Genomic DNA, 19,325 nt, shown 5'->3' on the forward strand with positions numbered 1-19,325 from the left:
TTACATTTGGCGCCCAGATTCTAGTGTAACCCACAATCAAGGAGTAGCATGCAAACAATCACACTCTATGGGATCAAAACCTGCGGTAGCGTGCAAAAGGCACGCAGATTTTTAGATTCCCGTGCAGTAGCATATAAATTTGTCGATTGGAAAAACACACCGCTAGATTCTAGCGAGCTAGAGTGTTTTGTGCAGGCAGTTGGTGTAGATACACTGCTAAACACCAAAGGAACGACATATAAAAAACTTGGGCTAAAAGAGCAAAATCTAGATGAGCAGGGTAAAAAACATGCCATGCTTGCAAATCCGCTGCTCATCAAGCGCCCTGTGATTGTCTATAAACCTAGCTCCGCAAGTGCTATGCAAGTGCTTGTGGGCTTTGATGAAAGCCGCTTGGTAGAAGTGTTTGGCTAATGGCTAGAATCCACTTTTTGATTTTTTGCCTGCTTGCTAGCCTTATGCTAGGCTGTGCCAAAAAGCAGGTAACCACCATAGCAAAAGATATGAGCATATACCCCCAAGATGCGCGTTTTTACCTAGTGCCTAAAGATGAGCTTGCAGGCTCTAGCTTTGATACGCGCTTGCTTAAAGAAGCCTACTTAAAGGCGCATTTTTCTCCTTGGTCTGCCGAGCCAAACCCCAATGTCAAAAGTGTGTTTTGGGTGCAGGGCTCTTTACGCAGTAAGCCCGGATTTGGCGAGAATCGCCTGCCTAATTCTAAAGAATTTACGCAAAGCATTTTAGAATCTATGGATATTGCAAACTATCCAAGCGCAGCGCAAAAGGCTATCATCACGCAATCTACCAATGTCCGTGTCGTGCCAAGTGAGAAAATGCGCTTTGATACAGAAGATGACTTTCCCTTTGATCAATGGCAGAACTCGTGGATTTTTTCTGGCACGCCTGTGCTGATTACGCATTATGATACAACTAAGCGTTGGGCGCATATACAGAGTGGGTTTGTCTCTGGGTGGATTCTAGTAAATAGTGTGGGGCTAGTTGATGATAAGCAAATCGCGCGGCTAAAAAAGTCTTCTTATATCCTGCCAATGCGCGATAATATCCCACTTTATGCTAAGGGCAAGTTTCTTACTAATGCGCGAGTGGGGCAGATTTTCCCCGTGGTAAAAAGCCTAAAAGAGCGCGATATAGTGCTAGTGCCAATGCGCGATATGCAGGGTAGGGCGCAGTTAGTAGAATCTAGTATCGCTGCGCAGGATATAGCAAGCTTACCCATGGCGTTTAGCCAAGCTCGCAGCGCAGAGCTTATCAATACAATGCTAGGCGATAAATATGGCTGGGGCGGCTATCTAGCAAGCAGGGATTGCTCGGCATTTATCCGCGATATTTTTGCTAATTATGGGCTCTATCTCCCGCGCAATTCCCGCGCCCAAGCCAATGTCAAAAAGAGTATGCAAGATCTCTCACATCTAAGCCGCAAGCAAAAAGAGCGTTACATTATAGAGCACGGCGTGCCCTTTGGGAGCGTGCTTTACTTAAAGGGGCATATTATGCTCTATATTGGCGAGTATCAGGGGAGGGCTATGGTGGCGCATAGCGCGTGGAGTGTGAAAACTTCCACGCTATTTAGGAAGTATAAAAATATGCTAGGAGGCGTGGTGGTAACAAGCCTTTATGCTGGCAAGGAGCATAATGGTATATTTTCTCGCAAAACACTATTGATTGATAAAATCGCTGGCATGACAAATCTAGTAGCGCTACTTGAGACAATGGAGGAGAAATAACAATGAAATATATGCGTGTATGGGCGATAGCTTTTGGTATGTGTTTGGGGATTAGCATAGTATGCGGGGCTAACAATTCCATAGAGGTCAAAAAAGTAGCCCCCAACTCTCCAGAATCTAAACCACTAGTGCTTGTGAGCGTGCCGCCGCTGGTGCAAATCGTGCGTGCAATCGCAGGGGATAGCGCAGAAGTCCAAAGCATCGTCCCAGCTGAAGTCTCCCCTGAAACTTATGAACCAAAGCCCGCGCAGGCATATCTTTTCACAAAAGCACTAGCATTTGTAGGCGTGGGAATGGAATATGAGCATGTGCTACAAGAGCGATTAGGCGCTAGGCTATGGGAAGCCAGCTTAGAATCTAGCCATGCCCACCCACCCAAATCAACCTCTAAAACCCCAAAATCCACCACCATGATCTACTATAATCTTGCAGCATCTCAAGCGCTAAAACCTCTGCTCACAAACGCAGCGCAAAAGGCGCACAGAGAATCTACTACCCCGCATTTAGATTCTCAAGTAGATTCCCACGCTAGCACCCCTACTCATTCACACGAGCATGAGAACCACGACCCTCACATCTGGCTCTCGCTTGATTTTGCCACAATCAATGCTCGAGAAATCTACGCGCTTTTATGTGCAATCCTTCCAGCACATAAGCCACTTTATACGCGCAATCTTGCTGAATTTCTCGCACGCATAGAATCCTTGCAACAGGAGTTTTCCAGCATGCTTGCTAGCAAAAAGGGTGGAGCATTTTTGGTAATACACCCAGCTTTTGGCTATTTGGCTCGGGAGTTTGAGCTAGAGGAAATCGCACTAGAAGAAAATGGCAAAGAGCTTGGGCTTAAAGCACTAAGCCAGCTGCATGAGCGCTTGGAGCAAAAGCAGGTGCGCACGCTTTTTGTCCAGCCGCAGTTTGACAAAGGCAGGGCACGCGCGCTGGCAGATATACTGGGGCTAGAGATGGATATCCTTGATCCGCTACAAGAGGATTGGGAGGGGATCATGCGAGCATTCTTGCATAAAATCGCAAAATCTACCCCAAACAATAATTAAAGCAGCAATAATGAACACAAATAGCAAAAAGAGCGAGCGATAGTATGCAAGAGATTTTGCGCTGCGAGAATCTAAGCTTCTCCTATGCGGGCATGGGACACAACGCCATAGAGCGTGCAAATTTCAGCGTATATGAGCGCGACTTCCTAGCAATCATCGGTCCAAATGGTGGGGGTAAAAGCACGCTCATCAAACTCCTGCTAGGCTTACTTGTGCCCACACAGGGCAAAATCCACTACCCAACTCCTCATATCTTTGGCAACCCAAGTAGTCTCACTATAAAAGGTAGCAAACCTGCAAAAAAACCCCTTATAGGCTATGTCCCACAAGATACAAATCTTAATGTAGATTTTCCTATCAGTGTGCTAGATGTCGTGCTAATGGGGCTTATGGAGCGTAGGGTGTTTGGGTTTCGCCCAAGCAAGAGCGACAGAGCCAAAGCCTATGAAGCGCTAGAAAAGCTTGAAATCGCCCACCTAGCCCACAATGCTATCGCAGAACTAAGCGGAGGTCAGCGCCAAAGAACGCTCATCGCGCGTGCTATATGCGCGGATCCAGCGCTGCTTGTGCTCGATGAGCCCACCTCCAGCGTGGATACAAAAATGCAAATCCAAATTTACAAAAGTTTAAAAAAAATTAACAATTTTCATACTATAATCCTCATCAGTCATCACATATCGGTCTTGTTAGGTTATGCCAATCGTGCGCTATTTGTGGATAAAGAAGTCATCGAACACACGATTCCTAGAATGCAAAGTGTCCTAGATACAGAGGGGCATATTTGCGAAGTCGATTTATTTGACAAACTTTGCACTAAAGTCTAAGGAGAAAGAATGGACAAGCATTTTGATGTTGTGATTGTTGGTGGCGGTGTTTCTGGGTGTGCGCTATTTTGGACATTGAGTGAATATACCGACATACAAAGCGTAGCAGTAGTAGATAAATGCCCCGATCTGGCAATGGTGAGCTCAAATGTCAAGGCAAACTCCCAAACAATCCACGATGGCTCAATTGAGACAAACTATACAGCCCAAAAGGCTAAGAAAGTCAAACTCGCCGCACAAAAGGTTACAAACTACGCACTAAAGCATGAGCTGCAAAATAAAGTGATCTTCAAGACGCAAAAAATGGCGATTGGTGTAGGCGATAAAGAATGCGAGTTTATGCAAAAGCGACATCAAGACTTTTTATCAGTATTCCCAGATTTGCAGTGGTTTGATAAACAGATGATTAAAGAAATCGAACCAAATGTAATCCTGGGCAGTGATGGCAAAAGCGATCGCCCCGAGAATGTCGTGGGCTCCGGATACAGAGAGGCTTGGTGTGCGATGAATTTTGAGGGTTTAAGCAAAGATTTTGCTGCGCGCGCCCAAGCCAAAAACCCAAGCAACAAAGTCTTTCTTAACTTCTGGGTGAAAGAGATTAAACGCAATGATGAGGGCTACTATCTCATCTCCAAAAGCGGTGAAGTGATCACTGCCAAGTTTGTGCTTGTCAATGCCGGCTCGTATTCGCTCGTGCTCGCGCAGTCTATGGGCTATGGTATGGATCTAGGCTGCTTGCCAATTGCTGGGAGCTTCTACTTCGTGCCAGATTTGCTAAAAGGCAAGGTCTATATGGTGCAAAACCCCAAGCTTCCATTTGCAGCAGTGCATGGCGACCCAGATGTCAATGCCTCTGGAAGGACAAGAATTGGACCAACAGCTATCGCTATGCCAAAGCTTGAGCGCTCAAAACATTGGTATAGTGGCATTAGCTTTGAGCTAGGGAAAGTTGATTTCCATAGAGAAGTGTTTGGGGTATTGTTTGATTTGCTTAAAGATTCTGATATCCGCTCCTATGTGTTTAAAAATATCATATTTGAGCTGCCCTACTTTGGCAAGCGACTTTTCCTGAAAGATGCGCAAAAATTGATCCCATCATTAAAACTTAGTGATATAGAGTATGCAGAAGGCTATGGCGAAGTGCGCCCACAGGTGGTGGATAGGACACAAAAGCAGCTCGAGCTTGGCGAGAAAAAAATCATCACCAATAAAGGCATTACATTTAATATGACCCCATCTCCAGGCGCGACAAGCTGCTTGCAAAATGCGTTTGTCGATACACAAGAAATTGTGGCGTATCTGCATGCTAATTTTGACAAAGAACGCTTCCTCAAAGATCTCTCCCCAGAAGAGCTAGAGTCCTAGATTCTAGCGCTGATAGACACTCCTAATGCTTGAAGTCAAACGCTTTTTTACACTTTTTAGATTCTCCTATTGTGATTTATTTAAATGATTGAGCTATTTACTTCTCCATTTGTGCAGCATATTATCATCACCGCATTGCTTTTAAGTATTAGTTCTGGGGTGATTGGTTCGCTAATTGTGGCAAACAAAAGTGTCTTTCTCGCTGGGGGCGTGGCACATGCAGCCTTTGGTGGTGTGGGTGTGGCAGTATTTTTTGGTTTTCATGTATTGCTTGGAGCGCTTGGCGCGGGGCTAGCGATGGCAGCATTTCTGGTGTATGCTACACTTTGGCATAGAGGCAGGCTTGATACATTTATCGCGATTTCGTGGGCATTTGGCATGGCGCTTGGAATCGTGCTTATCGAGCTAGCTCCTGGGTATAAGATCAATATGGAGAGCTATCTCTTTGGCACGCTGGCATTTAGCACATGGCAAGATATTTATGCGCTAGCTGGATTTAATGCCCTCCTGCTGGGCTTTGTGGGGCTATTTTATCGCGAGATCCTTGCAGTGCTTTATGATATGGAGTTTAGCAGGCTATTGCGCTTGCCTACTAAGCTTTTGCTGACTATGATATTTCTCCTGACTGCCTGCGGTGTGGTGCTGGGCATGCGAGCGGGCGGACTGGTGCTTGTTATTTCCATGCTCTCCATTCCTGCATATATCGCCATGATGTTTGCGCGCAATCTCGCCATGCAGCTCTGGCTCTCTAGCGGAATCTGCCTGCTATGTATGGCTGGTGGTATTGCCATCTCATTTATATATAATATCGCGCTTGGAGCATGTATCGTACTTGTTTGTGTAGGGGTGTTTATCTGCGCGCTATTTTTACGCAAACTCCTGCAAGCATTCGCGCCAAATCTCATCACAAAGGAAACACATGGAAAAAACTGACACCCAGCTAGCACTCAATACTGCACGAAGAGCAATGAAAATCGTAGTTGCCATAGGTATGATTGCGCTCATGCTACTTATGATAAACATCTATGTCATGATGACCCAAATCACTGCTAGTGCCCAGCTTAGCAAAAAGCTCCAAATCCTTGAGCAAATCACCCAATCCTGCTGCCAATCCACAAGCCACAATGAGAAAAATAAATAGCTTTCCATGCAGATAAGCCCGCTCACAAAAATGAGAGATTCTGTGAGAATCCATGCTCTAAGGCTTAGACTTTCTTACAGAAGTATCTTCGTGGGAAATCTCAAGTGCGAGACCATGGGTTTTGCTTAAACATAGACAATCTTTATATACACAATCCGCATTTATCCAAGGAAATAATGCGGATCCCCAAAATTTAGCGGCTGCTTACTAAACACACTCGAGCTGCGTTTATAAACCACCTCTCTATCCGGACTCTCCCCAAGCACACCTAGCAGCTCGCTAATGATTTGTCTTGGCGCTTTATACCGATATGCAAGAAATCCCGCCTCGTATGCAGCGAGCAAAATTTCCCTGCGCGTGGCATATGAGGTGATGAGACAATGAGGCTTGCTTAGGGCATAGAGCATAGAGAAATGCTCTCTATCCCAGAGATTGGGGCATTTCTCATAGCTAAATGGATCTTGATAAATAATATCAAATGCAGACTCCTTTCCCCAAGATTCTCTGCCAAAGTCGTCCTGCGCGCCAAAGTCAGCAAGCGCATTAGATTCTGGTATTTTATGCTCTAGCGGAAGCTTTGGATTCTCATGTGCTTGTTTTAGGAGGCATTCCAACTGCTCACGCACATCACCCCAGAGAATGCGCAGTGAAATCCCACCTTGCGCACTACTCTTTGACGCAAAATCGCCAATCTGCACACATTCCCCCGCTGCAAGCCTAGCCAACACCACAGAATCCAATCCATGAATCGCACCAACAAGCTTTAGCACATCTCTATCCTGCTCGATTGAAGTGATATGGATATGGCGGGGCTCAATGGCTTTTGAATTGCAGGGAGTGGCAAGAGCGCGAGAGAGCAGGGTGGTGTAACCAAGCCCCAAACATAAATCAAGTATCTGCACGCTAGATTCTGCGGGTGCAGGCTGTTTGGATTTTGTTTTGGATTTTGGGAGATTGGAATCTGGCAAGGCAGTAAGCGAAGCAAAATCTAGCGCCTTAGATTCTGGGGTCTTTGTTACTTCTGCACTAGAACCAAAGCAATCGCGCAAAAACTCCCGCGCAGGGGCGATATGCTTCCTTAGCTTCTCGCTAAACGCACCCTCGCCCATATTGGCATAATGCTCGCCAAAGTGCGCATTAAAGGCATTTGGCGAGCCGTCCTTGCTAGAGATTAGGCGTAGATTAGGGGACAGCTCCATTGCGACTGATTATAGCAGGGGTCTAGCCGTGGTAGTTTGGTGCTTCTTTGGTAATATCCACATCATGTACATGGGATTCTCTAAGCCCAGCAGCAGTGATTTGCACAAACTCTGCCCTCTCCCACAAGCTTGGGATATTTGCCGCGCCTAGATAGCCCATAGAGCTGCGCAAGCCCCCTACAAGCTGGTGCAGCACATCGCCGATTTTCCCGCGATATGGCACGCGCCCTTCAATGCCTTCAGGCACGAGCTTTTCTTGCGCAGTGCCTTCTTGGAAGTAGCGATCCGAGCTGCCCTTAGTCATAGCACCTATGCTCCCCATACCGCGATAGCTCTTATACTGCCGCCCTTGGTAAAGCACCAAATCTCCAGGACTCTCTTCTGTGCCAGCTAGCAGAGAGCCTATCATCACGCTAGATGCCCCCACGGCAATGGCTTTAGCCACATCGCCAGAGTATTTGATCCCACCATCTGCGATGATTGGCACGCCCATTTTCGCCGCCACTTCCGCGCAGCCTGCAATAGCAGAGACTTGGGGCATACCCACGCCTGCGACAATCCTTGTGGTGCAGATACTGCCCGGACCTATGCCTACCTTGACTCCATCGGCTCCGGCTTTGATTAGATCTTGCGTGGCGGCTGCGGTTACGACATTGCCCACAATCACATCAACTTCATAGCTTGCTTTAATGGATTCTAGGGTAGCAATGATATTTTTAGAATGTCCGTGCGCAGAGTCAAGCACCAGCACATCAACGCCTGCTTCAACGAGAGCCTGCGCCCTATCAAGCTGCCCCACGCCAATCGCCGCGCCCACGCGCAAACGACCTTGGGAGTCTTTGTTGGCATTGGGGTATTCTATGCGCTTTTGAATGTCTTTAATGGTGATGAGCCCTTGCAAGATATTGTTGCTATCGACTATGGGGAGCTTCTCTATCCTGTGCTTGTGCATAATGGCTTTGGCTTCATCAAGGCTTACGCCTATTTTGGCAGTAACTAGGGGCATTTTTGTCATCACATCGCTGACTTTCTTGCTTAAATCATTTTCAAAGCGCACATCGCGATTGGTCAAAATCCCTATCAACAGCCCCTTTTCATCAACCACTGGCACACCAGAGATTTTATAATTATCTGTGATTGCCTTAGCATCGGCTAGGGAGCGATTTGCTTGGATAGAGATGGGATTGGTGATGACACCACTCTCGCTTTTTTTCACCTTGTCGATTTGCTCTACTTGCATAGCTTGGGGCATATTTTTATGGATAATGCCAATGCCCCCATAACGCGCCATAGCAATGGCGGTTTGATACTCTGTAACTGTATCCATAGCCGCAGAGACAAAGGGGATATTGAGTGAAATATTGCGCGTGAGCTTGGAGCTTGTATCCACCTCTTTTGGCAGCACGGCGGAATACGCTGGGATTAGCAAAATGTCTTCAAAAGTTAGGGCTTTTTGTGTGAGTTTCATAGCGACTCCTGTTGATATGGGTTGCGCTTGGCTTAGGCAAAACTGGATTCTAGGCTATATGCGCAATCAAGCACACTTTGCTCTTCAAAGGCTCTGCCTAGCAGCTGCATACCAATAGGCAAGCCTTGAGACTCTCCCACAGGCAGGCTAATTGCCGGTAGCCCTGCGAGATTTGCGCCGATGGTGTAAATATCGCTTAGATACATTTCAAGCGGGCTTTGTGTAGCGCGGAATTTAGGGGCGATAGTGGGGGACACAGGGGATAGGATAAGATCTGCTTGCTCAAAGATTTGGGCATATTGCTGGGTGATAAGGGAGCGCATTTTCTGGGCTTTGAGATAGTAGGCGTCATAGTAGCCGCTACTTAGCACAAAGCTCCCTAGTAGAATCCTGTTCTTCACTTCCCTACCAAAGCCTTGCGAGCGTGTGTTGATGTATAAATCTTTGAGCCCGCTAGAATCTGCGCGATTCCCATAGCGCACGCCATCAAATCGCGCGAGGTTGCTGCTAGCTTCTGCGGTGCAGATGATGTAGTAGGTAGAGATATGCAAGCTTGTATCAAGCATTGTTGCTGGGACTATGGTATGTCCGCTTTTTTCTAGGATTTTGATAGTCTCTTCATACGCCTTGGCGATTGCTGGGTCAGCATCTTTTAGGAAGTCATTTAGCACTGCGATTGTGAAGCATTTATCCCTATCAAGCTTAGAGAAGCTCTGCAATGGCGGAAGCTTGGCACTGGTAGAGTCTAGCTCATCATAACCACTAATAGCATCAAGCAAAATCGCGCAGTCTTGCACATTTTGTGTAATTGGTCCTATGCAATCAAGGCTTGAGCTATATGCCACTAGCCCATAGCGGCTCACGCGCCCATAAGTGGGCTTAAGCCCCACGCAGCCGCAATACCCAGCAGGCTGGCGGATAGAGCCGCCTGTATCGCTCCCAAGCGCGGCTATGGCATAGCCCCCAGCCACTGCTGCGGCACTGCCCCCAGAGCTGCCTCCGGGCACTCTTGAGGAGTCTTTGGGGTTTTTGGTGCGCCCATAGCAGCTAGATTCTGTCGTGCTGCCCATAGCAAACTCATCCATATTCGCTCGCCCAAACGCGCTCATACCATTAGCGCGTAATCGCGTGATAGCAGTGGCATCATAGGGGGCGATATAGCCTTGTAGAATCTTGCTCGCACAAGTAATCTCCCAGCCCTTGACATTGATATTGTCTTTAATCAAAATTGGCACGCCGCTATGATTATCGCTAGAAAAATCGATATAAGCATTTAGCTCGATAGCGGCCTGGGATTTTGCCTTGGCTTCTAGGCTGGATTGTAGGGCTTGGCGCTCTTCTTTAGGGAGAGATAGGGCTTGGGCTAGTGTCATCATGCGGTCCTCGAGGTGCTCTAGTATGGTGGTATTTGCGCGGAATTATAAAATACTCTAACTTAAACTCTGCATTTATAGGGAGAAGCCAGCTTTGTATAATAAAGCTTTGATTCTAGGAAGACAGATTCTATGCTTTAGCGTCCTTTTTTGTCTTCAATGCCATTCCTACCACATCGGCAATATCCTTTCTTATGCTCGGGTTTTTAGCAGTGAGCTGCTCGCGTATCTCTGCAGCCCTATCCGTATCGATAACTTCAAGGCTTGTGAGCTCTTTTACAACCTCAAGCCATTCCTCTTTGGTGCCAGAATTTGGCGCAATTAGCCCAAATTTCTTCGTAAATTTCTCCACAAGCTCATGTGCCTCACTTTGGCTCTTAGCCTTAGGGATAAGCTTGCGAAAGTCTTGAAGCGTAAAAGGTTTGGGTCTGGGCTTCCTGTCAAAAAGACTGCGCGTAAAAAAGCCAAAGACAAGGATAATAAACCCAAAGCCAAAGGCGATAAGCAAAAATAGCGCATAGAAGCCCTGATTAAACATGCTAAATCCTTACTATTTACTGCTTTTGCTCATCTCATAAAACGCATTTGTTGCTTCGACAAATCCATTGATACTGCCGCAGTCATATCGCTTGCCTTGGAATTTATAAGCAAGCACGCGACCATTTTTCGCCTGCTCCATTAGCGCATCGGTAATTTGGATTTCGCCCTTTTTGCCCGGGGGGGTTACGCGCAAAATATCAAAAATATCAGGTGTCAAGATATAGCGACCGATAACTGCGAGATTTGATGGAGCTTCCTGCTGGTTTGGCTTCTCGACCATGGTATTGACACGATAGACATTTGGCGCGATCTCATCTCCTGCGATGACACCATATTTATCCACTTCACTCATTGGCACTTCCTCGATAGCCACGATTGAGCATTTATGCTTGGCATAGAGTTTGACCATTTGGGCTAGCACACTTTCGCCCTGCGGATTAGCGCATAAATCATCAGCCAAGATCACTGCAAACGCCTCATTGCCAATAAGCGTTTCGCCTGTGAGAATCGCATGTCCCAAGCCTTTCATCTCATTTTGGCGCGTGTAGGAGAAAGTGCATTGTGTGATGAGCGAGCGCACCTCATTGAGCAAAAATTCTTTATCTGTGCCTTTGATCTGGTGCTCTAGCTCATAGCTTATATCAAAATGATCTTCGATGCTGCGCTTGCCCCGCCCTGTTACAATCGCCATTGTCTGGCAACCTGCATTTAAGGCTTCTTCTACGCCATATTGTATGAGTGGCTTTGTGAGAATGGGGAGCATTTCTTTAGGCATGGCTTTGGTCGCGGGAAGAAAGCGCGTGCCATAGCCTGCTGCCGGAAAGAGACATTTGCTAATGTGGCTCATAGATGTCCTTTGGGGGTGGATTTGCGGGGATTGTAGCGCAAAAGGTTTATGCGATATTAAACGGCAATTTAAGACCAATGTTGCAAGCACATCTTGCATTAGATTGGACAAAATAGCTAAGAATAGCGCAAGCTCGCATACTCTGTGGGGATAAATGAGTCTTGGCAAGAGGTGGGCTTGGGATAGATTCCCGCTTCGTGCAACAGGGCAAAAAGCCTGTCAATCGCGCGGATTTGCAGCTCGCTTAGAGTGATGGATTCTGCATTGGCATAGAGATTGAGATAGGTATCAAGCTCACTGGCATTGACGCGGATAAGGTTGCGAGAGAGGAGCATGGAGGAGAGGAGAGATTTATTTTGCGTAGCGATTTGAACGGCTTTTGTAAGAGTAGATTCTATATCAATCGCTCGATGCAGCGGGATACTTCGACGCAATGCCATACCCCCAAGCGGCAGTGGCAAATCCTCTTTGGCTAGCTCGCACCAGATATCCCATATCTCACGCTCGACCTCAAGCTTATCGCTAAAGTTGAGGATTGATTCATGAATAAGCACGCCTGCATCTACTTCGCCACTTAGCACAGCAGACTCTATGTCAAGAAAGTTTTTATACACGATTTTGGCATTGGGATATGCTATGCGAAAAAGCAGGGCATTTGTCGTGTGTGCGCCGGAGAGAGCGACTTTGAAATGACGCTTTAGATTCTCGCCTTGGCGCTTGATGAGCTTTGGTCCATAGCCATTACCAAAACTCACTCCCGTGCGCAATAGCGCGTATGAATCGACAATCATAGGATACATGCCAAAGGAAATCGCGCTTACATCATATTTGCCTTTTATCGCAGCGCAATTTAGCGTCTCAATATCCAGTGCTTCGTTGTAAAATCGTAGTCCAAGGGCAGAATCCACCCAGCCAAATGCGATGGCATAATACATAAAAATATCATCAGCATCAGGGCTATGGGCTAAATGTATCATGAGAACTCCGCTTAGCTAGTCTAGTGCAACATGAAGTGTGATTATTTAGGTATTGACTTATGATAGATTGGTTGCGGGAGATGGATTTGAACCACCGACCTTTGGGTTATGAGCCCAACGAGCTACCACTGCTCTACCCCGCGACATAACAAAAGAACCGATGAAAAAGAAGTGGCTGGGGTACAAGGATTCGAACCTCGAAATGCCTGGACCAAAACCAGGTGCCTTGCCGTTTGGCGATACCCCAATACTTAGCTGATATATACTCAAAATAAATGTAGGGCGTGATTGTATAGGAGTTTGGCTTTTTTGTCAATACTTGGGCACGAGATTTTATGGCAAATCCTATAATTTATCGCAAATTATGGAATTTTATAGCACAATTGCCCAAAAATTTATCATCACAAGGAGCTAGCCCTATGCAAACAGAATCTTCCGCGCGCGTGAAAGACGCCATAGAGGCGATTAAAAAAGGTGAGATGATCATCATAATGGACGATGAGGACAGAGAAAATGAGGGCGATTTGGTGCTGGCTGGAATCTTCTCCACACCAGAGAAAATCAACTTTATGGCACAAGAAGCAAGAGGGCTAATCTGTGTGTCTATCACCCAAGAGCTAGCTCATAGGCTGGATTTACCCCCAATGGTAAAAAGAAATGATAGCAACCACGAAACCGCCTTTACCATATCCATTGACGCCAAGGAGGCAAAGACGGGGATTTCTGCGTATGAAAGAGATTTGACAATCCGCCTAATGTGCGATAGCAACGCAAAACCAAGTGATTTTGTGCGTCCGGGGCATATTTTCCCACTCATTGCCAAAGAAGGCGGCACGCTTGTGCGCACAGGGCATACAGAGGCGAGCGTGGATATTTGCCGCTTGGCTGGGCTTGCGCCAATTAGCGTGATATGTGAGATTATGAAAAAAGATGGCTCTATGGCAGGGCGGGGGGATAAATTCCTGCTTGATTTTGCTAGGGAGCATAATTTAAGGATTCTGTATGTTTCAGACATTATTGAATACCGCTTGAAATTTGAAAATCTCGTGCAGGATCAGACAAAAGAGCATGCGGTATTTATGGGCACGGCATGTGAGAAAATCACTTTTACCGACCACCTAGAGCGCGAGCATATTGTGTTTAGTTTTGGGGGTTGTGGCGCAGATTCTAATGATACAGAATCCAAAACACCACTAGTGCGCTTTCACACTGCGGGTGGCGATATTGCACTGCTACAAAACGCGCAAGAATGGCAAGCTCTGCAAAAAAGCATAGAGCTTTTGCGCACAAATGGTGGCTTTTTGGTGTGTCTAAACACCAAAGACTCTCGCCTGGATTCTAATGCACAATCTAAAGAAATCAGCCCAGACCCCGCAGAGTCAGGTGGTGATATGAAAGACTTCGGTATCGGTGCGCAGATTTTAAAGCAACTTGGCGTTAGGGATTTTACTCTCCTTAGCGCAAGCACGAGAGACAAAGCCGCCAAAGCTCAATACAACGCGCTTGGTGGCTTTGATCTCCGCCTTGCTAAAAAAATCGAACTCTAGCCCAGAATCTAGCATGCTAGATTCTCCTTAACCTTGTCTTGCTACTCTTGTGCTATTCATCTTCCACTACAATATAAAGGTCTTTAAGCCCTTGTGCTTGGAGTGCGTCCATCATTTGCACAAACGCGTTGAGATTGCTCTGTGAGTCCCCGTTGATGATGACAGAAGTGCTCTCATCATAAGCTTGAAGTGCAGATTTTAGCTCTTCGATAGAGTGAAGCTTATCTTCGATATAGTAGTGCCCCTGCTCATCAATAGTGATAGTAAGCGGCTTTTTCTGGCTATTTTCCTTGCTCGCGCCATCGCTGACTTTTGGGATATTGACTTGGATTCTGGAGGTATTGACAAACGATGCGGTAGTCAGCACGATAACAAGCAGCACCAGCATAATATCGATAAATGGCACTAAATTCATAGAATCTATTTTTTTCATCTATGCCCCTTTGGCGAGCTTGGTTTATACATTGCGCGCTAGTATAGCAAATCTTTTATCCATAGGCTTTGGATATCTCTGTGATACATCTTGGCACGAACCCCAATCATTCGCAGATATACTATAATGTCGCCTCCATATCATTTGCAAGGTCTATCATGCGTAAAAAATCCTGGATGAAAATCCACACATATTTAAGCCTTTTTTTCCTACCATTTGCCCTTGTTTATGCCATTACAGGCGTGGGGTATATTTGTGGATTCCAGCAAGACTCCTTTGCCAATATCTATGAAATCCCGCTAGATTCAATGCCTGAGCGCGGACAGGAAAAAGCAGCGCTCCTAGAGCTCTTAAATACCCATCATCTCAAAATCCCAGCCAATCAGGAAGTGCATTTTATCAAAGGCAACCCAGCCATTGGCAATCTCGCTTATAGCGCAAGTATCAGTAAAAATAGCGAGGGTAAGCCGACATTTCGTGTAGTAGAGCGAAGCCTTTATGGAGTCCTGCTCCTTATGCACAAATCCCATGGCACGCAGTTTAGCCTGCTGGGCTTCAAGCTCTCTGCCTTTGATATTTTTGCCATAGGGTTTGGATTTTCACTTTTGCTATTTTACCTTTCTGGGCTCATTGTTACTTCATTTTGCAAACGCGATAGGCTGGTAAGCTTTGGGATTCTGGGGCTTGGTGCAGCAGTATGTGCGCTAGCAGTGTATGTGAGCATATAGATAAAGCTACCCCAAATCCAAAACATGAATGCACTATTCCTTGCCTATAAGCCAGCCTTCATCTCTAGCAATGCCTTTTTGCACCGCATCAAAAAGCGCCATAACATTGCCAAAGCAGGATTTTCTGGCACACTCGATCCATTTGCACAAGGAAGCTTACTCATCGCAGCTGGAGCATATACCAAGCTCTTGCCATTTATCCCCACCGAGCCTAAAGTCTATGAGGCTACGCTCTGGCTTGGTGCAGAATCTGCGAGCCTAGATACTGAAAATATCATACATATAGATTCTGCCCTGCCTTTTGCCAAAACACTAGGATCTGCGCACGCACAAGAGATGGCGCAAGAAGCAGTGCAAAACTTGCGTGGGGAGATTGCCTACACGCCTCCAGCCTTTAGTGCTAAACGCATTGACGGAAAGCGCGCATATACGCTTGCTAGAGCAGGTGAGAAAGTTACCCTAGAGCAGGCATATATGCAAGTGTATGACATCAAACTCCTATGCTACAACCCCCCATTTATCACATTTCGTGCGCATGTAAGCAAGGGCTCTTATATCCGCTCACTTGGGCAGATTATCGCCCAAAACCTTAGCAAAGCGCTGGGGCTAGAAGTGAGCGCCACACTAAGCACACTAAAGCGCATAAGCGAGGGAAGCTTACAAGCAAAATCCGGCGCACTCATCGCGCTTAATCCCTTAGAGATTCTGCCATTTCCACATCTAGTGCTTGATGAGTGTATTAGAGATTACTTCAAGGATCGCTTCTATCATGGCAAGCCAAGCACACTCAAGTCCGCACAAGGCAATTTTAAAATCCTACCAAACACCCATAATAAAAAAAATCCCCAATCCAAAAATTCTCTGCATATAGTGCAATTTGAGGATTTTTTTTCTATAATAGGGCTCCAGCCAAATGGCACAATTTCATATCTCCTCAATAGGATTCCGTATGCTCATACTCTCTAGAAAGCAAGATGAAAGCATTGTGATTGGCGAAGATGTGCTTATCAAAGTCGTCTCAATCGATCGCGGGAGTGTGAAGCTGGGATTTGAAGCCCCGCCCAAAACCCTAATCCTACGCGCCGAGCTTAAAGAAGCTATCGCTTCAGAAAACAAAAAAGCCCTAAGTGCCTCAAGCGACCAAAACGCCTCATCTAACCAAGCCCTGCTCGACCTAGGCAAACATATCAAACGCTAGCCTCACGCCCATCAATGCTGCTCAAAGCCTACCCCAAAATCAATCTCTATCTCCATATCACCGGCACAGAACAAATCAACTCGCAGCGCTATCATTTGCTACGATCCCGATTTGTGCGCGTGGAGGGCGCGCTCTATGATGAGATTGCTATTACACCAGCACAGGGACAAGGTGCAGAGTCTAGCGATATCGTGCAAGGCAACTTCCCATGTGCCATAGAAGAAAGCAGTGTCTATCGCGCGCTACACGCCCTGCGTATGATAGATGGCGTGCGCTTTCCGCCTGTGCATATAGAAGTGTGCAAACATATCCCAAGCGGGGCTGGGCTTGGCGGGGGAAGCGCAGATGCAGGCGTGGTGCTGCGCGCACTTATCAAACGCTATGGCGAGGGTTTTAAAGGAGCGGGAGCACAACTCTATCGCGCACTTTTTGGGGATTGTGCAGATTGCAGTGGGAGAGGCAAGGTGGATTCTAAAGATATGGAATCTAAAACAGCAGATTCTGTGCCTGCACTATCCCCTGCTATTGCGCTTGCTAAAGGACTGGGTGCAGATGTGGCGTTTTTCCTGCAAGATTTGGCATGCGCGGAGGTTTCTGGGATTGGCGAGCATATCGCACCTTGTGAGCCAGCCCTCCAAGACATCTCATGCTTCGAGCTTTATACACCAGAGATTTTCTGCGATACCACACGCGTGTATCGCCAATATAGCGCGATGATCAATGCTGGCGAGCTATGCTTTGATACACAGGAGCTTGACACGCTGCCTAGCTCGGCTATTTTAGAGGTAGAATCTGGTGTAGATTTTGGCGTGGGATCAGCACAGAATCTAGCCACACTAAATGCCCTCTACCGCCCAGCTTGCGTGCTATATCCAGAGCTAGCAGATGTGCAAAAGCAGCTAGGTGCTGGGTGGTATTTCTCTGGGAGCGGGAGCAGCTTTTTCCGCCCAATCATGGATTCTACACAATCTCGTGGCAATTCCCCCCAACAATCTGCACACATAGACTCTGCGATGTCTTGCCCAGGAGCGCACCCATGAAGCTCATCGCACAAAACAAAAAAGCCCATTTTGACTATGAAATCCTTGAAAAGCTTGAATGCGGGATTGTCTTGCTAGGTGCAGAGGTCAAATCCTTGCGCCTTAGCCGCTGCAATCTCAAAGACAGCTTTGCGCGCTTTGTCAAAGGTGAGCTCTTTGTCTTTGGTATGCATATTTCGTTTTTACAAAGCACCAATCCCCACTTCCGCCCTGATGAAAAGCGCGCCAGAAAACTCCTGCTTCACCGCAAAGAGCTGGATAAATGGCTAGGCAGAGTCTCCCAAGATGGACTAAGTATCGTGCCACTTATGATTTATTTCAATAAGCACAACAAAGTCAAACTCCAAATCGCGCTCGTGCGTGGCAAGCAGCTACACGACAAGCGCGAAAGTATCAAAAAGCGGATTTTAGATAGAGAAGCACGCGCAAGCTTGAAAGACTTCGGCAAGCGTCTCTAAAGCTCAAATCCAAACATTAAATCCCACACAAATTCCGCAAATCTCCATGATTGCCTAAAATCTTTATCGCGTAGTATTTACTTCTTTGATTTCTTTTTGGCTCGATCTCTGGCGCCATGGCTCGAGTAGGATTCTAGGCGATGCAAAATGCGCTCAAACCCCTTGGAGTCTGGCTCGTAGATTCTAGGTGAGTAGTCATTATAGCTTTGTGTGGAGCTGATACTCACAGGGATAACGCTGTGGATTAGCACAAAATCTCCCAGCACATCTATGCGCTCCACACCTTTGATAAACGCACGCTCTAAATATGCCTCTCTCGCACATGTATCAAAGCGCAAGTCTTCGATGAATTCTTGCTGCTCTTTTTTAGCAAGCTCTTGATCCACCTCATCGCTCATTATCTTAGGAGAAAAGCGCACGAAACGCGTTTGGTAAATCATACTATCTTTATCGCTGGGATTTTTCGCACCACCATAGATAAAATTCCCTAGACTATAAATAATCTTTTTGCCTTTGTATTCCTCCACACCCTGCAAGACATGCGGGTGATGACCGATAACCATATCCGCACCAGCATCGATGGTGAAATGCGCGAGTGCGCGCTGCGTGGCATTTGGGAAGTGCTTGCGCTCCTCGCCCCAGTGAAATGTGAAAATCACCACATCAGCTCCCTGTGCGCGCAGTGCTTGAATCTCGCGCTTCACCTGGTCTTTTATCCCTAGATTCCAGCCCCGATGACCTGCAAGCCCAAATTTTATCCCATTGACCTCATAAATATGCACTAGTCCCTCGCCAAACACCGCCAAACCACTTGTGCGCAAATGTTCTATTGTATCTTCAAACCCTTGCTTGCCATAATCGCGCGAGTGGTTATTTGCCACATTCATCGCTTCAAATCCAGCAGTCGTTAGAATCTGCGTATAACGCGAGCTTCCTTTAAATGAAAACGGCTTATCAAAGGCATTTTTGAGCGCTTTGTCGCTCAACACACCCTCCATATTACCAATACTCAAATCATCACTCTCAAGCACTTCGCGCACGCCCAGCGAGAAATACCCCATATCCTCGCCCACTTCCTTAAACTTCGCATTAAATGTAGCGCCCGCACTGCCTTTATAATCGCCTAGCACATTATCGCCCACAAAGCTTAGTAGCGCGCTCTCTGGGCGATTTGGCTTGCAGGCTTGGGAGGTGGAGAGGAAAATCTTACTAGAATCTAGTGCGAGATCTTGGGGGAGCAGCGCCTCAATCGCATTATCGGTGCGATCTTGCGTGTCGTTTAGATTCTGGGGCTTGTGTGCGCAGGCGGTAAAAAGCAGCGGTAACATTGTAGATAATACGCCCAGAATCCAAAGCCTGCCAAACACAAAACCAAAACATCTTTTCC

General features: G+C 46.7%; 21 protein-coding genes and 2 tRNA genes. 13 read left to right on the plus strand and 10 right to left on the minus strand.

What is annotated here, in order from left to right; all coding sequences use genetic code 11:
• Positions 1-48 precede the first annotated feature (48 nt).
• The 7 genes from Q0171_RS07525 to Q0171_RS07555 all read left to right on the plus strand — a co-directional run bounded on the left by Q0171_RS07525 (position 49) and on the right by Q0171_RS07555 (position 6,130).
• Positions 49-414, plus strand: coding sequence for a Spx/MgsR family RNA polymerase-binding regulatory protein (locus tag Q0171_RS07525; RefSeq protein WP_299328489.1), 366 nt, complete (start codon positions 49-51; stop codon positions 412-414).
• The gene (locus tag Q0171_RS07530; RefSeq protein ID WP_299328491.1) at positions 414-1,745 is read left to right on the plus strand and encodes an SH3 domain-containing C40 family peptidase; all 1,332 of its coding nucleotides are present in this window, start codon (positions 414-416) and stop codon (positions 1,743-1,745) included. The genes Q0171_RS07525 and Q0171_RS07530 overlap by 1 nt, the downstream gene beginning before the upstream one ends.
• 2 nt (positions 1,746-1,747) lie before the next feature.
• A complete protein-coding gene (locus Q0171_RS07535) occupies positions 1,748-2,800 on the plus strand; it encodes a zinc ABC transporter substrate-binding protein (protein WP_299328494.1) in 1,053 nt (350 codons plus the stop codon).
• Positions 2,801-2,844: 44 nt separating this feature from the next.
• Entirely contained in the window at positions 2,845-3,624 is a 780-nt protein-coding gene (locus tag Q0171_RS07540) for an ABC transporter ATP-binding protein (RefSeq protein WP_299328497.1), read from the plus strand.
• A gap of 9 nt (positions 3,625-3,633) precedes the next feature.
• Positions 3,634-4,989, plus strand: a complete 1,356-nt coding sequence (locus tag Q0171_RS07545; protein WP_299328500.1) for an FAD-dependent oxidoreductase — start codon at positions 3,634-3,636, stop codon at positions 4,987-4,989.
• An 84-nt stretch (positions 4,990-5,073) separates the two neighbouring features.
• A complete protein-coding gene (locus Q0171_RS07550) occupies positions 5,074-5,922 on the plus strand; it encodes a metal ABC transporter permease (protein WP_299328502.1) in 849 nt (282 codons plus the stop codon).
• Entirely contained in the window at positions 5,909-6,130 is a 222-nt protein-coding gene (locus tag Q0171_RS07555) for a DUF5408 family protein (RefSeq protein ID WP_299328504.1), read from the plus strand. Before Q0171_RS07550 ends, Q0171_RS07555 begins: the two co-directional genes overlap by 14 nt.
• Positions 6,131-6,291: 161 nt before the next feature.
• Here the strand turns inward: Q0171_RS07555 and Q0171_RS07560 are convergent, their stop codons facing one another.
• The 8 genes from Q0171_RS07560 to Q0171_RS07595 form a co-directional block, all read right to left on the minus strand.
• Positions 6,292-7,329 carry an MnmC family methyltransferase gene (locus tag Q0171_RS07560; protein ID WP_299328506.1) on the minus strand — a complete coding sequence of 346 codons (1,038 nt, stop codon included), beginning with the start codon at positions 7,327-7,329 and terminating at the stop codon, positions 6,292-6,294.
• 22 nt (positions 7,330-7,351) lie between these two features.
• Positions 7,352-8,797 (minus strand): IMP dehydrogenase, encoded by a 1,446-nt coding sequence (gene guaB / locus Q0171_RS07565; protein ID WP_299328509.1) that lies wholly within the window; start codon positions 8,795-8,797, stop codon positions 7,352-7,354.
• A gap of 32 nt (positions 8,798-8,829) precedes the next feature.
• On the minus strand, positions 8,830-10,173 hold the full coding sequence (gene gatA / locus Q0171_RS07570) for an Asp-tRNA(Asn)/Glu-tRNA(Gln) amidotransferase subunit GatA (RefSeq protein WP_299328513.1): 1,344 nt from the start codon (positions 10,171-10,173) through the stop codon (positions 8,830-8,832).
• Between the two features lie 127 nt (positions 10,174-10,300).
• Entirely contained in the window at positions 10,301-10,708 is a 408-nt protein-coding gene (locus tag Q0171_RS07575) for a hypothetical protein (protein WP_299328516.1), read from the minus strand.
• Positions 10,709-10,720: 12 nt separating this feature from the next.
• On the minus strand, positions 10,721-11,557 hold the full coding sequence (gene galU / locus Q0171_RS07580; RefSeq protein WP_299328519.1) for a UTP--glucose-1-phosphate uridylyltransferase GalU: 837 nt from the start codon (positions 11,555-11,557) through the stop codon (positions 10,721-10,723).
• Positions 11,558-11,673: 116 nt separating this feature from the next.
• A complete protein-coding gene (locus Q0171_RS07585; protein WP_299328522.1) occupies positions 11,674-12,534 on the minus strand; it encodes an MqnA/MqnD/SBP family protein in 861 nt (286 codons plus the stop codon).
• 68 nt (positions 12,535-12,602) lie between these two features.
• Positions 12,603-12,677, minus strand: a tRNA-Met gene (locus Q0171_RS07590).
• 29 nt (positions 12,678-12,706) lie between these two features.
• A tRNA-Gln gene (locus Q0171_RS07595) sits at positions 12,707-12,781 on the minus strand.
• A 172-nt stretch (positions 12,782-12,953) separates the two neighbouring features.
• Here Q0171_RS07595 and Q0171_RS07600 point away from each other — a divergent pair.
• Positions 12,954-14,081, plus strand: a complete 1,128-nt coding sequence (locus Q0171_RS07600; protein WP_299328525.1) for a bifunctional 3,4-dihydroxy-2-butanone 4-phosphate synthase/GTP cyclohydrolase II — start codon at positions 12,954-12,956, stop codon at positions 14,079-14,081.
• Positions 14,082-14,133: 52 nt separating this feature from the next.
• Here the strand turns inward: Q0171_RS07600 and Q0171_RS07605 are convergent, their stop codons facing one another.
• On the minus strand, positions 14,134-14,514 hold the full coding sequence (locus Q0171_RS07605; protein WP_299328528.1) for a biopolymer transporter ExbD: 381 nt from the start codon (positions 14,512-14,514) through the stop codon (positions 14,134-14,136).
• Positions 14,515-14,672: 158 nt separating this feature from the next.
• Between Q0171_RS07605 and Q0171_RS07610 the strand changes: the two genes are divergently transcribed.
• Genes Q0171_RS07610 through smpB form a run of 5 tightly spaced genes read left to right on the plus strand, consistent with a single transcriptional unit; the run spans position 14,673 to position 17,938 of the window.
• Positions 14,673-15,242: a hypothetical protein gene (locus tag Q0171_RS07610; RefSeq protein ID WP_299328531.1), complete on the plus strand. Its 570-nt coding sequence runs from the start codon at positions 14,673-14,675 to the stop codon at positions 15,240-15,242.
• A 24-nt stretch (positions 15,243-15,266) separates the two neighbouring features.
• On the plus strand, positions 15,267-16,208 hold the full coding sequence (gene truB / locus Q0171_RS07615) for a tRNA pseudouridine(55) synthase TruB (RefSeq protein ID WP_299328533.1): 942 nt from the start codon (positions 15,267-15,269) through the stop codon (positions 16,206-16,208).
• Complete coding sequence (locus Q0171_RS07620) at positions 16,192-16,440, plus strand: carbon storage regulator (protein ID WP_299328536.1); 249 nt, start codon at positions 16,192-16,194, stop codon at positions 16,438-16,440. Before truB ends, Q0171_RS07620 begins: the two co-directional genes overlap by 17 nt.
• 14 nt (positions 16,441-16,454) lie before the next feature.
• Complete coding sequence (locus Q0171_RS07625; RefSeq protein ID WP_299328539.1) at positions 16,455-17,480, plus strand: hypothetical protein; 1,026 nt, start codon at positions 16,455-16,457, stop codon at positions 17,478-17,480.
• On the plus strand, positions 17,477-17,938 hold the full coding sequence (smpB, locus tag Q0171_RS07630) for an SsrA-binding protein SmpB (protein WP_299328542.1): 462 nt from the start codon (positions 17,477-17,479) through the stop codon (positions 17,936-17,938). Before Q0171_RS07625 ends, smpB begins: the two co-directional genes overlap by 4 nt.
• A gap of 77 nt (positions 17,939-18,015) precedes the next feature.
• Here smpB and Q0171_RS07635 read toward each other — a convergent pair whose 3' ends face one another.
• The gene (locus Q0171_RS07635) at positions 18,016-19,266 is read right to left on the minus strand and encodes a CapA family protein (protein ID WP_299328545.1); all 1,251 of its coding nucleotides are present in this window, start codon (positions 19,264-19,266) and stop codon (positions 18,016-18,018) included.
• Between the last annotated feature and the right edge of the window lie 59 nt (positions 19,267-19,325).

The organism is uncultured Helicobacter sp. (assembly GCF_937906905.1).
Taxonomy (GTDB): Bacteria; Campylobacterota; Campylobacteria; order Campylobacterales; family Helicobacteraceae; genus Helicobacter_B.

Bases quoted from the DNA above. Each gene is read 5' to 3' on its own strand.
- Q0171_RS07555 (WP_299328504.1), top strand. From the start codon at position 5,909: ATGGAAAAAACTGACACCCAGCTAGCACTCAATACTGCACGAAGAGCA.
- Q0171_RS07535 (WP_299328494.1), top strand. From the start codon at position 1,748: ATGAAATATATGCGTGTATGGGCGATAGCTTTTGGTATGTGTTTGGGG.
- Q0171_RS07540 (WP_299328497.1), top strand. From the start codon at position 2,845: ATGCAAGAGATTTTGCGCTGCGAGAATCTAAGCTTCTCCTATGCGGGC.
- truB (WP_299328533.1), top strand. From the start codon at position 15,267: ATGAATGCACTATTCCTTGCCTATAAGCCAGCCTTCATCTCTAGCAAT.
- Q0171_RS07530 (WP_299328491.1), top strand. From the start codon at position 414: ATGGCTAGAATCCACTTTTTGATTTTTTGCCTGCTTGCTAGCCTTATG.
- Q0171_RS07560 (WP_299328506.1), bottom strand. From the start codon at position 7,329: ATGGAGCTGTCCCCTAATCTACGCCTAATCTCTAGCAAGGACGGCTCG.
- Q0171_RS07625 (WP_299328539.1), top strand. From the start codon at position 16,455: ATGCTGCTCAAAGCCTACCCCAAAATCAATCTCTATCTCCATATCACC.
- Q0171_RS07635 (WP_299328545.1), bottom strand. From the start codon at position 19,266: ATGTTACCGCTGCTTTTTACCGCCTGCGCACACAAGCCCCAGAATCTA.
- galU (WP_299328519.1), bottom strand. From the start codon at position 11,557: ATGAGCCACATTAGCAAATGTCTCTTTCCGGCAGCAGGCTATGGCACG.
- Q0171_RS07545 (WP_299328500.1), top strand. From the start codon at position 3,634: ATGGACAAGCATTTTGATGTTGTGATTGTTGGTGGCGGTGTTTCTGGG.
- Q0171_RS07600 (WP_299328525.1), top strand. From the start codon at position 12,954: ATGCAAACAGAATCTTCCGCGCGCGTGAAAGACGCCATAGAGGCGATT.
- Q0171_RS07610 (WP_299328531.1), top strand. From the start codon at position 14,673: ATGCGTAAAAAATCCTGGATGAAAATCCACACATATTTAAGCCTTTTT.
- Q0171_RS07525 (WP_299328489.1), top strand. From the start codon at position 49: ATGCAAACAATCACACTCTATGGGATCAAAACCTGCGGTAGCGTGCAA.
- gatA (WP_299328513.1), bottom strand. From the start codon at position 10,173: ATGATGACACTAGCCCAAGCCCTATCTCTCCCTAAAGAAGAGCGCCAA.
- Q0171_RS07620 (WP_299328536.1), top strand. From the start codon at position 16,192: ATGCTCATACTCTCTAGAAAGCAAGATGAAAGCATTGTGATTGGCGAA.
- smpB (WP_299328542.1), top strand. From the start codon at position 17,477: ATGAAGCTCATCGCACAAAACAAAAAAGCCCATTTTGACTATGAAATC.
- Q0171_RS07605 (WP_299328528.1), bottom strand. From the start codon at position 14,514: ATGAAAAAAATAGATTCTATGAATTTAGTGCCATTTATCGATATTATG.
- guaB (WP_299328509.1), bottom strand. From the start codon at position 8,797: ATGAAACTCACACAAAAAGCCCTAACTTTTGAAGACATTTTGCTAATC.
- Q0171_RS07585 (WP_299328522.1), bottom strand. From the start codon at position 12,534: ATGATACATTTAGCCCATAGCCCTGATGCTGATGATATTTTTATGTAT.
- Q0171_RS07575 (WP_299328516.1), bottom strand. From the start codon at position 10,708: ATGTTTAATCAGGGCTTCTATGCGCTATTTTTGCTTATCGCCTTTGGC.
- Q0171_RS07550 (WP_299328502.1), top strand. From the start codon at position 5,074: ATGATTGAGCTATTTACTTCTCCATTTGTGCAGCATATTATCATCACC.